We start from the raw sequence: 12,486 nt of genomic DNA, 5'->3' as shown, positions 1-12,486 counted from the left end.
ACGGATCAGAGTTTAGCCCCAATAGTGCGTACATGGCACCCGTACCGAGGGTTGTCGAGACTCATTTCCGCAATTTCATAGACTCGATTTGTCTCTGTTGGGCTCGTTGAACCGCGGGCTATTCGTCGCGCATGTCGGCTGTTGCGCAGGTTGTCGACGCGATGTCCCACTGCGGAATGTTTACGGTGGCGGGACTTCAGGCCACATCAGAGGTTTGAGCCAGCTTAAGTTCCAGGATCTCGGCATGGCCGAGCTGGGTGGAAAGGTCTCGCTCGATGAGCGGCTTGAGCCAACCAATGTTGGACGACCCTCCCGACAGCAATACGATGGTGATCGGACGGCCTCCGAGCTCCTGCTCTGCCCGCTTGAGCACTGACCGCAGTCTTGTCCACCGAGCGGTCGATCCCGCGAAACAGCAATTCTCGCGCGATGGCGTGGTTTATCATGAACCCACGCGCGCAGCCGCGGCGCGCGCGCCGACTTCGCAGCGCGGCAGTTTGCGAATTTCGCGCTGCGCCGTTTGTGGCTAGGTCGCCATAGGCGCGCGCCTCATTGGCCGGTGCGTGTCCCTGGATGATGTTCTGGATGCGCTCGTCCATGAACGAGAACCGCCCTGCCCCGTGGTCGAAGCGCTTCGCTCAGCGGATCATCATGTCCGGCGCCGGCTTGTGCAGCTCGGAATGGAAAGCTCGCCTCATCAAGAGTCGGGCAAAGGTTATTGATCGTAACCGGTATGAGCTCCCACGTCCGCGATGATTAGCGGTCGCGTGCGTAGCGGATGGGCATCCAGTGCTGGCGCAGCGCCTCAACGACGGCTGGGATATCGAGATAGGCGCTACGGAGGAAATCCTCGGTTTTGCGACCGTTTCGTGGCGGTCCGAGCAGCGGACGGGCCTGATCGTCGCGACAAAATGAGTTGCGTCTTCCCATCGCAATCGGGCGCATGGAACGCTCGACTGTGTTGCTGTCAACTTCGACACGGCCGTCGCGGAGAAACAGCGTCAACCCGTCACAGTGATTGAGCGCATAGTTGATCGCCTCCGCCAGCTTCGATTGGGAGAAGAGTTGGCTGACCATTGCGGTCAGGCGCGTCCTGAGCGCCTCCATCAATGGAGCGGACCTGGTGCCGCGGGTGGCCAGCCGCTGCTCGGCACTGCTGCCACGGATCTCTGCTTCGATGGCATAGACCGCCTGCAGGCGCTCGATCACTTCGCGCGCGAACGGCGACGCGGTCGTCTTGAACACCTCAATGAATTTGCGGCGGGCATGGGCGAGACAAAAGGCGAGTTGGATCGCACCGCCATGATCGCGGGCGAGCGCTTTGTAGGCGGCATAACCGTCGACCTTCAGAATGCCGGAAAAGCCCGTTAACTGTCTGGCGATCTCCGCCGTGCCACGGCCGTCGGCGAACACGTAGGCCACCGCCGGCGGCGAGGGGCCGCCCCATGGCCGGTCATCCATGGCATGCGCCCAGAACTGGCAGATGCGCGGGCGATGTCGTCCGGGATCGAGCACCGGCATCGGCGTCTCGTCGCAGAACAGGCGCGGCGCGGCATGGATCGTGCGCAGCTGGAGCGCATAGAGGCTCCTGAGCCACCAGGCCGCACGCACTCAGCCGGCGAGCGTCGCCCTGTCGAGATGGACACCCTGGCCGGCCAGAATTTGCGCCTGTCGGTACAGCGGCAGATACCAGGCGAACTTCGAGACTACCACGTGGCTCACGAGTGCGGTCGAAGCCATGCCGCTCTCGATCAGGCGCGGCAGCACCTTCGCCTGGATCACACCATCGGTGCAGCGGCGGCAGCCGTACTCGGGACGGACCGTCCGCAGCACCCGCAGGATCGCCGGGATGATGTCCAGCACCTCGCTGACGTCCTCGCTGATCTTGTGAAGCTGGCCCTGGCAACAGGGGCATGCGGTCGCCTCCGGCTCCAGCACATGCTCGCAGCGCGGCAGGTGCTTTGGAAGCGCGCCGATGTTGCGGCGCGCCTTCTTCCGCAGTGGCTTGCCGGGCGGCTTTGCCGCAGCCGCATCGTCGTTGGCAGCTGCAGGCGGCGTGACGTCGGTCTCAAGATCGCCAAGCTCAAGCGCGAGCTGCTCGGCCACGAGCGCGGCAAGCCGCTCCGAGCGCTTCCCGAAGATCATGTCCTTGAACGTCTGCATTGCTACGCGCAGCGTCTCGTTCTCAGTGCCAAGCGCGAGCACCATCTCGGTGAGAGCTGCCGGATCGGTCGGGAGAGCGTCGGGGCGAATCGCCATGACCAGACGATACATCCGTGCGACCCATGCTCCAGTGAAATCCTCACTTCTCAGCCGACAATGGCCGGCTGCTTCACAGGCTTGGGCGACACACGCGTCCACTCGAGCCCGTCGAGTAGCATCGCAAACTGCGTCGCGCTGAGATGCACAACGCCGTCGCGGATCGGCGGCCAAGTGAAACGCCCCTGGTGCAACCACTTCGTTACCAACACCATGCCGCTGCCGTCCCACGCCAGAAGCTTCACTCCGTCGCCGCAATATGGGTTCGCGCGCAGTGCTTAGCTCGCCAGCGCCGACAGCGTATGCACCGACTTACGAAAGTCGACCGGCTGGGCCGCCAGCACCACCTTGATGTCTGACCGTAGAGCAATCACCGGATGCCCCGAAGCGCCGATAGCACCACCGAAAGCGTCGCCGGTTCCACGCCCGGCTCGACCCGGATGCGCCCCCCTTCACCTCAATCTCGACCACTCCACAGACCTTGGCCGGCGGCGCAATCTCCACAGCTTCATCTGTACCTGCGAAATACACTCGGACTTGCCAACCCTCCCGCCACCGCTCTCGGCGCCAATTTGGATAGGCACGAAGTTCTGGGCTTTGCCGGCGAGCGCCGCCGCCACCTGGCGTCGCTACACCGTGAGCAGTCCGCGAGAAACGCCATTGCGCCGCGCCACCTCGGAGATGTTCGTTCCCTCCTCAAAGCTCTCCGCCGCGATCCGGGCCTTCTCCTCGCTCGTCCACCGTCGTCGCCGGCGCTCCCCAGTGGTCACCTCAACGCGGCTATAAGAGTCACCTTCCTGCCTGGCATCAAGCATGGCATTTGCCATCGCGCCACCTCCACCGATCAGCTCTTGCCAGCCGGTATCGCAGACAAGCTTCGTCAGTGCGAGGTGAGGCCCTCATGCCGGTTACTCTTGGATGGCAATTGCAGATCGAGGAAATCAGCAGGCGTGGTGAACCCGCCCAGCATCGGTGACGCAGTCGTGCTCAAGTCTGCCGGTGTAACCTGATCTTCTCGCCGCCCTTCCGGGCCGGGTCGATCCGACGGCTCTGCAAAATAGTCAAGCGTTTCCATCGACGGCAATTGCCGCAAACGATCAACTACCAATGCTCGCAGTTGACCATGCTGATGGAGGCATGACCAACTTAGATAATGATCGTCATTGAAAACCTCCGGCTGCATCGTATGCGTTGGGGCATAAAGTTATCATCGGCCGATGCGCACGAGAAGGATAGGGCTACAACACACTTGGTATGTTTCCTTCAACCATTCGAAGGGGCCAAATCGATACCCCATTCGAGAAACCAGAACCTTTGCAAGTGAGGCTGACGCGAAGAGTTTCGCGGACGAACTGCTGAACAGCCCGCCGGCGAGTTCGCCTACGATACTGGCAGGCACGATAAACCCACAAAATCCAAGGCGCGCAATTGGGTCGAGCGACATAGTACTTTGGATACGTGGTCGCAACTGACATAATTGACAGCGCGTACGAAAAGCGTGTGTTGGCGTCATTCAGTCGACCCATCAGAAAATTATCTCGAGCGCTTCAGATTTCTGTGGGACGCCGATCGTGAGACTACGATCCACGACCATCTCTGAACCGGTAATCTAAGAGGATGCTCGCAGGAGTGGGAACGCAGTCACGGCCGAACTACCTCGATATCGCCCGCAGGACGCAAACGCCGTCGCGTGCGGGCGTCAGCTTTCGTTAGCTCTTTCCAGCCTTCGCTGCGCAAGCGACCTTCGCGGATTGACTGTTTGTTTCCAGCACGAACAACTTCGTCGAGTGCGCGGCTGACCATGCCGCACTCCTCTTCAAGTACTTTCACCGACTTCTTTAGCTCGGCCGCCCGAGGATGAACAGAGGATGAGTGGCCAGGGAGCGACGCCCCCCAGAGCAGGTAGGAGCCCGATCCAATGTTGATGCTGTACCGTCAAGCGTCGTTAGCCTTTCGGGCTGGAATTCGTGGAGCATCAGGATCCGACGATGTCTAAAACGACCGCCAACTTGCGCCCAGAAGTTAAGAAGCGCATTGCCCAGATCGAAAGTATGACGCTGGTCCAGATTCAAGAGGTCATGATGGATTGTGTGTCCGAGCGGTCTGCTGGCAGGATGACGAAATGTGAGGGCAATGCGTTGCGCCGAGCACTGAACAAGCGGGTCAGCATCCTCAGACGAGACCTTGTCGCATAAGTTCGCGAGCTGGTCAGGCGAGGCACTGATGTCGCACAGCCATAGGACACGCATTTAGCTGGGGAGAGCCTAGATAAATGAGGGCTTCTAGGTGGGACTTGCCAGGCAAGCGATTTACCCGATGGTCTAAGCTGGACGACCAGCGGGTAATCGAACTGTGGGAAGCCGGGCGAGCTGCGAAAGAGATCGCGAGTGAGCTAAAGCGCAGTGAGTCGGCGATCAGGGCCCGGGTCGCCACCCTTGCACGCCTAAAAAGAGAACCCACGGTGAGCTGCTGCCGGTTTGATGGACACCGAGATTAGGTGTTTCATGAAGCCGGAGGTGGGCGATGAAGAGATGGAAGTTCAGTCGCGAATTCAAGACCGAGGCGGTCAAGCTGGTTAGGGAGCGTGGGGTTTCGGTGGCGCGCAAGCCGGCCGCGACCTGGATGTTCATGAGAACGTTCTGCGCAAATGGGTGAAAGAATTCGGCTCCAATCCGGTGCAGGCCTTTCCCGGCCACGGGCAGATGAAGCCAGAGCAGCAGGAGATCGGGCGGTTGCGCCGTGAGGTCGCCAAGTTGAAGGCCGAGCGGGATATCCTAAAAAAGGCCGTAGCCTTCTTCTCGAAGGAAGCGACATCAAGTTCGTCGTCATCGCGAAGCACCGGCTAATCTGGCCGGGTGGCATGGCTATGCGACGCGAATCGCTCGCCCAGCGCCAGATCCCGCAGCGACGAAGAGCTCAGCGGCAAGGTAAAGGCCAGCTTCATGGCGAGCGACCGCACCTATGGTGCGCCCCGTGTGTGGCGTGATCTGCTCGCCGATGGGGCGGCTGTGGCCTGCACCAAATCGAACGGCTGATGCGCCTGCAAGGCTTGCGGGCGCGGCCGCGACGCCGGCGCTTACTTAGATCGACAGCTCGAGACTGTGCCGGCGAACCTCCTTGACCGGCAGTGCGCCGCCGAGCGATCGAACCAGAAGTGGATCGCCGACTTTACGTATCTCTGGACGGCCGAGGGCTGGCTCTACGTCGCAGCAGTGATCGACCTGTTCTCACGCCGGGTGGTGGGTTGGTCGATGAGCGCCGCGATGACAGCTCTGTTGGTAACCGATGCCCTGCTGATGGCTGTCTGGCGACGCGGCAAGCCGGACGCCCTGTTGCACCACTCCGACCAGGGCAGTCAGGGCGGACAAGGCTTACGACGCCAACAGCCTGCGTCAGCTTCTCGCCGCCACGCAGGCCAAAGCCGTCATTCCCTCACGACGAGCCGTAGTCAGCCAATCCCTTATGACAAGCGGCTCTACCGTCAGCGCAACCTGATCGAGCGCATGTTCGCTCGCCTCAAGGACTTCCGCCGCATCGCCACTCGCTACGACAAGCTTGCCAGAAACTTCCTCTCAGTAGCCTTCATCGCCGCCGCCGTCGTCTGGTGGCTCAATTGAGTCCGGACCTTAGCACTACTTTGGCAGATCGTTGATTTTGCCGTGCTTTATGGGACTCCCGAATCAATTTTTCAATGAGGTCGGCTCTTGGCTAACCATGGCGGAATGGCAAGACGAACTCGAACGCTGGCTGATGCCGTTCTTGGACCGGTTGGGTCATAAGACTCGGCAGCGGATGTGTCCTCTGTACGTTGCGGGATTGATCGGTCCTGGCGATCGCAAGAGCGTTCAGCCGATGGCAGAACGCGTTGCCACGGGCAACTACGACCAGCTGCACCATTTCATTGCGGACGGTGTCTGGGACGCGACACCGCTGGAGACAGAGTTGCTCAACCCGGCGGACCGACTTGTCGGCGGCAGGGATGCGGTGCTGGTTATTGATGACACCTCACTGCCGACGAAGGGTGAACGCTCGGTTGGTGTTGCGGCTCAATACGCGTCGGCTCTCGGCAAAACGGCAAATTGCCAAACGCTGATGTTTTTGACGCTTGCGCGCGGCGAAGTGCCAGTGATGGTCGCGTTACGTCTCTTTCTGCCTGACAATTGGACAAGCGACGTGTCTCGTTTGAAGCGCGCTCGCGTGCCAGTCGAACACCGAACGCCACGGTCCAAACCGGAGATTGCTTTGGCCGAGATTGATCGCGCGATGACAGCCAACGTGCGCTTGGATGTGTGCTGGCGGATGCGGGATACGGACTTAGCGCACCGTTTCGACAAGGGCTGACAGAGCGCGGGCTGGCCTGGCTGTCGGTATCCCTCGGCACCTGAAAGTGTATCCGGTCGATGTGAAGCTCATTTGGCCGATTACCAAAGTCCGCGGGAAACCACGAAAGCACCACGTGCCCGATATCTTATCGATTGCGGCAGAACAAATGCTGGCCGGCGCCAAATGGAAAGCCGTGAGTTGGCGCAGCGGGGCGAAAGGTCGGCTGAAAGCCCGATTTGCTGCTCTCCGTGTCCGCACCGCCGACGGCCCTCCTCAGCGGATTTGGGATAAGGGTCAGCAGCATCTCCCGGGCGACGAAGCTTGGCTCATTGGCGAGCAACGTGCCTCAGGGGAGAAGAAATACTATCTTGCCAATCTCCCTGCGGCGACGGATCTGCGCACACTAGCCGCCACCATCAAGGCAAGATGGATTTGTGAGCAGGCGCATCAGCAGTTGAAGGAGGAGCTTGGACTTGATCACTTCGAGGGGCGATCATGGCAGGGTCTTCATGGCCACGCCCTGATAACAATGATTGCCTACGCCTTCCTGCAACATCGTCGCCTCGCACACGCGGGGCGGAAAAAAATCAACGGGCCTCCGCCTCAGCCAACCATGCCCGCCGTACGTCACGCCATCGTCGATCTCATCCTTCGGCCGCCGTCTCAACGGTGTCCATACTGCCGAAAACAAGTCCCTGAAAAACACTAACGCAAACAATTCTGCCAAAGTTGTGCTAGGTCGTTCTGATCCGCGCGTCGCACGAGATAAGTCGGTCGATCGGCGCGACCCGCCTACCTCGCACACTGGCGCGCGTACTATCGCAATATCACGGAGCGAAGAGGCCTGAAGCTGGCTACACGCGTGATCTTCTCATTCGAATCTATAGGACGCCTGAAAGAACGTACCCCAGCGCTCCATGCTGAACTTCGAAAACTGAATACCGCTGATGTTTCCCGGACCACCACAGCCTGTGCATTTCTCTTCGCTGTCCTTTTGGGTCCACATTGCCCAATAGCGCCCGCCGACGCCGACGCTGAAGTTATTGGTGATGAAGTAGGACAGCACGCCTTCAACCTGTACACCCCCGCCTCCGTGCCCGCGTTGATCAATGAAGGTGGTCGTCGGGCGCAAGAGATGATTGTCGCGGCCTTTGAAATCGGTCCAGGGCAGGTAGGCGACGTCAGCGTTCAAGCGCCAGCGCTCGGTCAGCATGTTTTCGGCGCTCAGGCCGACGCGAGGTGCATTCCACTGCGTGTTCTGGCTGCCAATTATCCTGTCGTCGCCGGGCGATAAGCATGCAAACACTGGGTTGGCGATCTGGGCGCATCCCGTCGAATCGGAGCTCTGGCCGTAATAGGTCCAACCGATGAATGCGCCGATCTTGTAGTTGGCGCCGCGCAGGAAATCGTATCCGGCATCAGCCGTATAGTACGTGAATGTTCCGTTTGCCTGGCCTGATACGTTGTTGATGTAGGGAAAACTGCGTTCGATGCCCCAGTCTTCATTGTTGATGTTTCCTGCGTTGAAGCGTCCGGTGCCAATATTGCTTTTCAGGAATACTCCCCACGGGCTGTCAAGACGGCCAAATAATTCCCCGGAAAGTCCGTCCAATCCGTGATAGGTGAGCCTCGATATGAGAATGCTTGGGTCTAGAGGGCTGCCATCGGGCACTGCGCTACTGTCCCATTGGAAGCGTCCCCGGCTGAGCCAGAGCCGCGATCCGCCTTCGAACGACCAACCGGCCGCGTAAGCAATTGGCGCGCCGGCGGGTGCTTTCGTGTACAGCCGCGCATCGGACCATTTCGCCGTCCATGAGGCGGCGCCAAAATGGTAGTTCAATCCGATCATTCCGACGTGATAGTTGCTGGACAGGCTGGTTGTGTTCGCCGGAAGAATTGCGAACGGCGGATTCTGCACCGTCGGAGGAGTCGTGACACTCGGTCCGCCGAAATGCAGATAGTCATACTCAACTTTGACCGACCATGCAGGTGTAAGCGCTTGCTCGACGCCCAGCCCTATGACGCCCCCGACCCGACCATAGTCGAAATGGGTTTTGTGCTGTGGCCAGTCGCCATAGAACTCGTTGTTATTGAGGACGTCGCCCCGATTGTTTTGCCAAGCCACGCCTCCCTTGAGATAGGCCTGCGTGCGGCCCAGCACGCCAAACGCGTAACCGACGCGGCCGGTCCCGGTGGCAAAGACGTTGGGACCTGCCTTGCAGTTTGCGCTCACGACGAAGCCGGACGTCGCTAGGCAAGTATTTGTGCCGTCGGAGACAGCACCGCTGGCATCAAGTTCAACGCCAAACACCCAGCCGTCCTTCTGCCAATTGTAGCCGATCTGGCCACCTGCGAGGAACACTGGGGTGTCGACGACATCGCCATAGATTGACGGACCGTAGGGATTTCTAAAGGAAGTCCGGCCGTAGCCGCCGCCGAGGTGGCCGCCAATATAGCCGCCGGACCAGTCCCACGCCGCCGGTGGCAATTTCAGTTCTGGCTCAAGGTTTGCCGCATTCGCTGCACCGGTTGCGACGAGCGCAATTGTCGTGGCTCCCAAAAGAAGAACTCCAGATCGCATCCAACACGTCCCTGTATTTTCTCGGTCCACGACCGAGCGTCCTTAACTTATCGCGCAGCAAACCGTCGGGGCGGACCAGACGCTAACAGCGACGCACGCCGCATCCGTCCCGAAGACCATCGCACTGCGATTGGTGATGATGCCGTGAACAGTGCAAACCACGTGCCGAAGTGAATTCGTAGGCTCTGCAGGCACTTCGTCGCGGGGTGTGGCGTAAAGTTGCTGACAATGGTCCGAATACCGACAGCGCGCAACCTGTGCAATACGTTGGCTCCGCGCGATATCATGCGCCTACGTCCACAACGCCCTGTTTTCCTTGGCTAGCGAAAGACGCGTGTAGGATATAAACATGGCGTAGCATTGCTGCGACGGCGGATTCTGCTGAGCGCATCGACAAGATCGAGCAACGGACCGGTATGAGCAAGCCGCATTGGCGTCCCGCCCGCGCGTGTGACCTTGCTGCGATCAGCGCGATCGCCGCGCGCATCCATCCTGATCTGTTCGGGCGCCCCGAGGCGTTCGCGGAAAAGATTCGGCTTTGTACTGATGGCGCCCGCGTGCTCGCCGCGGAGGAGGCGATCGTCGGCTACGGGCTCGCTTATCCCTGGAAGCAGCATCAGTTTCGCCGCTCGACGGCTTTCTCGAACGATTGCCTGACGATGCGGATTGCCTTTATGTACATGACATCGCTGTGCTGCCCGACGCCCGCGGCGGTATGGCACGCGCTTATGTCGCGACGATCGAGAAACTCGCGCGCTCGTCGGGCATTGCGGCTCTCGCGCTGGTCTCAATCTACGCCGCGCGACCGCTATGGGAACGTCTCGGCTTTCGGCCCGTCACGACGAATGCGGAGTTGAGCGCAAAGATCGCGTCCTACGGCAAAGGCGCGACCTACATGCTCCGCAATCTCGGTGCGGGGTAGTGCCCGCCGCCTACTGCGTGAAGCGAAGCCACGTGCTCGAACCGGTCTCGGACAGCCTCCGTCAAACAATCGCGTATGCCGTTCCAGTCGCGCCTATCGCGACTCGCAAATGTCCATGAAGCTCACATCCGCATAGCCATCGGGAAAGGTCACGGTCGCTGGACTGTCGAGGTGATCGTTGAGCTGCTTGCGGGCATCCTCGAAACATTCGCGCGCCCGCGGCGGCATCCACTCCTTTTCATAGATGCCGGCGAGCGAGGCGATCGAGAGCCTGTCATTGCGCTGGCTGAAGATCCGGTGACGTGTGCGAGTTGCCGCGGCCGTCAGGTTGGGACCTCGATCGGGTCTTTGGTCGAGCTCTTGCCGGCAGTCGAATCCTTGCGACCGCAAGGCAGGGGCCTCGGGAGGGCGGAAGGCTCGAGGTGCCCGGATCATCCGATGTGGGATATGGCTGCGGCTTCCGCCACGATAGTCGAATCCTTGCTGGCACGTCTGCGCAACCGGCGACCGACCCGCGACGCGCAAGCCCCGATCGCGGGGCGATGACGGCGGGCGGCCCTCGATGTCCCCCAAGGATTCAAACGCAACCAAATTTGGCGCAGGTTATGCGCCGCGCAGTTCGCCGGCCGTGACGCACGGTCGAAGAGAGCGCTGGGTTTGACTGCAACGTCCCCGGGCAATTGAAACGGGCGGTTCAGGTGGCGCGCCGCGAGCGGGCCGAACTGGTCACGCGGCGATCACGGTCATGTGAATGACCAGGGGCACGATTGTCGGATGGGTGGTGTTTTTGGCTGACCGGTCGGGCACGGTGCGGACGTTGGGGCGCGGTCTCGAGCGGCAAGACTCAAGTCTAGGCGCGTGCGGATTGGGCCGCAAGGTCGGTGGTTGGCTCGACTGCTTTCGAGGGAGTGCGTATCGACGAAGGTGCTCGCACGCCGTGCCCGCGGCGTCGAAATCGCAGGACGAGATATTAGCACGAAATACAACCAGAGATCATTTTCGCGTGCTGCTTTTTCCGGTTGCTGTCCGGTTGCAGGATGGAACCAGAGCGGAGCCGATATTGGCCATGAAACGCCCGGCAAAGCGGGCGCGAGCGAGCAAAACCGGCGAGAACCGGTGCAACTTGGGAGGCGGTCAGACAGGCAGCCGGCGTGATTGCCGCAAACGATGACGGCGGACAGATGCGACGATGGCGTTGCTCTCTCGACATCGCGCCGGCGTTGGTCTCTAGACCTGACGCGCGCGGCGATGACACACCTGACGTTGCGGACTGGCGCCCGCGCACAGGCCTGTCCGGTTCGGCTGTCTGGCTTGCCGGGCGGATTGGCTCGGGTACGCGGCCTGGATAAGCGGCTCGGCTAAGCAGCTTTGCTGTTCGGCCTGATCGTGGGCCGTTCGGACGTTGCGCGCTTGCGCGGACGGTCCGGCGGCTGGGCCTCAAGGCCAAGCTTGTAGAGGGGGATGGTCCTGGCACCGGCCATACTGTGCCCACAGGCGCCGCCAGAACTGGGCGCAGGTTTCGCCATCGGGGCGCGCGTGCCAGCTTTGAACGAGGATGCTCCGCTATGCCTTCCAGCCCGCGATGCGGGATAGGATTTCAGGCCGAACTTCTTGGTCGCGCTGCGGACGAGGGTCTGCGTGGTCCTGAACAGGAAGGCGATCTCGATCGGCCTGATCCTGCTGCTCCGGTGCAACGCAAGCAGTTAGGAAACCGTTCCTCCCGGTCGACCGGCGAAGCGAGTTTCCGCTCAAAAGCGTACCTCTCGGGGTGGGTCGGCTTGCTGGCCGCCCATTTCCGACGGATGCAAATGCGCGCCTTCGATTTCCCGCGACGGAGGGCGCCTTCATGCGACCAAGACCCGAGTGTCTTTCAATGTTCCTCCGCATGAGCGTACACCTGTGCTGCTCGCGGGGCTTGCCGAATGACTTTATGCGTAAGATTGGATGAGGTATCGTAGGTTTGGTCGCTGTGGGGAAAGGCGGTAGCGCTCTCCCGCTACCAATCATTCGATCCTTTCAGGTCAAACGGCGATCTCCTGCGGGTTCCGCGTGCCCGAACGGCAGGCGGTGCGCGGCCGGATCGCCATGATCGTTCGGCCAAAGGCGTCGAACGTCGCAGCCGCAAATGCCGGCCGGTCAGGCGCGGCACCATCAGGGACCAGCAAATCACCAGCTGCATCGGCTTTGTGCGTCGGCGCGCCCGACCGCTGATCAATGAACTGCATCTGTCGGAGGCGGATTGCGCGCCGAGGGGCAGTTTCAGGGCAGGTCTTGTACATCCCGCAGGAGCGTCTGCCGCAAAATCGGTCAAAAGCCACATTCATCGGCCCAAAATTTCCGAGAAATTCGAACTGGCACACCTCCTGCATGACCGTTTTGACCGATTCTCTGGTCGTTGCAA

6 protein-coding genes and 5 pseudogenes are annotated in these 12,486 nt (G+C 60.7%); 4 read left to right on the top strand and 7 right to left on the bottom strand.

Features of this window, described 5'->3' with window-relative positions:
• Positions 1 to 196: 196 nt before the first annotated feature.
• The 4 genes and pseudogenes from ACVW17_RS00120 to ACVW17_RS00105 all read right to left on the bottom strand — a co-directional run bounded on the left by ACVW17_RS00120 (position 197) and on the right by ACVW17_RS00105 (position 3,086).
• Positions 197 to 373: a hypothetical protein gene (locus ACVW17_RS00120; protein ID WP_456749903.1), complete on the bottom strand. Its 177-nt coding sequence runs from the start codon at positions 371 to 373 to the stop codon at positions 197 to 199.
• Between the two features lie 383 nt (positions 374 to 756).
• Positions 757 to 2,163: pseudogene (gene tnpC / locus ACVW17_RS00115) on the bottom strand (IS66 family transposase).
• Between the two features lie 146 nt (positions 2,164 to 2,309).
• Positions 2,310 to 2,633, bottom strand: a pseudogene (gene tnpB / locus ACVW17_RS00110) (IS66 family insertion sequence element accessory protein TnpB).
• A gap of 255 nt (positions 2,634 to 2,888) precedes the next feature.
• Positions 2,889 to 3,086, bottom strand: a complete 198-nt coding sequence (locus ACVW17_RS00105; RefSeq protein ID WP_456796653.1) for a transposase — start codon at positions 3,084 to 3,086, stop codon at positions 2,889 to 2,891.
• A 1,161-nt stretch (positions 3,087 to 4,247) separates the two neighbouring features.
• Here ACVW17_RS00105 and ACVW17_RS00100 point away from each other — a divergent pair.
• The 3 genes and pseudogenes from ACVW17_RS00100 (at position 4,248) to ACVW17_RS00090 (ending at position 7,281) form a co-directional block, all read left to right on the top strand.
• Positions 4,248 to 4,454: a hypothetical protein gene (locus ACVW17_RS00100; RefSeq protein ID WP_456749900.1), complete on the top strand. Its 207-nt coding sequence runs from the start codon at positions 4,248 to 4,250 to the stop codon at positions 4,452 to 4,454.
• Between the two features lie 328 nt (positions 4,455 to 4,782).
• Positions 4,783 to 5,876: pseudogene (locus tag ACVW17_RS00095) on the top strand (IS3 family transposase).
• A gap of 49 nt (positions 5,877 to 5,925) precedes the next feature.
• Positions 5,926 to 7,281 (top strand): annotated as a pseudogene (locus ACVW17_RS00090) (IS701 family transposase).
• A gap of 172 nt (positions 7,282 to 7,453) precedes the next feature.
• Here the strand turns inward: ACVW17_RS00090 and ACVW17_RS00085 are convergent.
• The gene (locus tag ACVW17_RS00085) at positions 7,454 to 9,163 is read right to left on the bottom strand and encodes an outer membrane beta-barrel protein (protein WP_456796652.1); all 1,710 of its coding nucleotides are present in this window, start codon (positions 9,161 to 9,163) and stop codon (positions 7,454 to 7,456) included.
• 416 nt (positions 9,164 to 9,579) lie between these two features.
• Between ACVW17_RS00085 and ACVW17_RS00080 the strand changes: the two are divergent.
• Positions 9,580 to 10,085, top strand: a pseudogene (locus ACVW17_RS00080) (GNAT family N-acetyltransferase).
• A 93-nt stretch (positions 10,086 to 10,178) separates the two neighbouring features.
• On the opposite strand, the gene ACVW17_RS00075 reads toward ACVW17_RS00080, so the two are convergent.
• Both ACVW17_RS00075 and ACVW17_RS00070 read right to left on the bottom strand, forming a co-directional pair.
• On the bottom strand, positions 10,179 to 10,475 hold the full coding sequence (locus ACVW17_RS00075; RefSeq protein WP_456796651.1) for a hypothetical protein: 297 nt from the start codon (positions 10,473 to 10,475) through the stop codon (positions 10,179 to 10,181).
• 1,631 nt (positions 10,476 to 12,106) lie between these two features.
• On the bottom strand, positions 12,107 to 12,454 hold the full coding sequence (locus ACVW17_RS00070; protein WP_456796650.1) for a hypothetical protein: 348 nt from the start codon (positions 12,452 to 12,454) through the stop codon (positions 12,107 to 12,109).
• Between the last annotated feature and the right edge of the window lie 32 nt (positions 12,455 to 12,486).

It is taken from the genome of Bradyrhizobium sp. USDA 4473, from assembly GCF_054063335.1.
The sequence above is the reverse complement of the archived record's forward strand: the minus strand, read 5'-3'. Positions and strand labels throughout refer to the sequence as shown.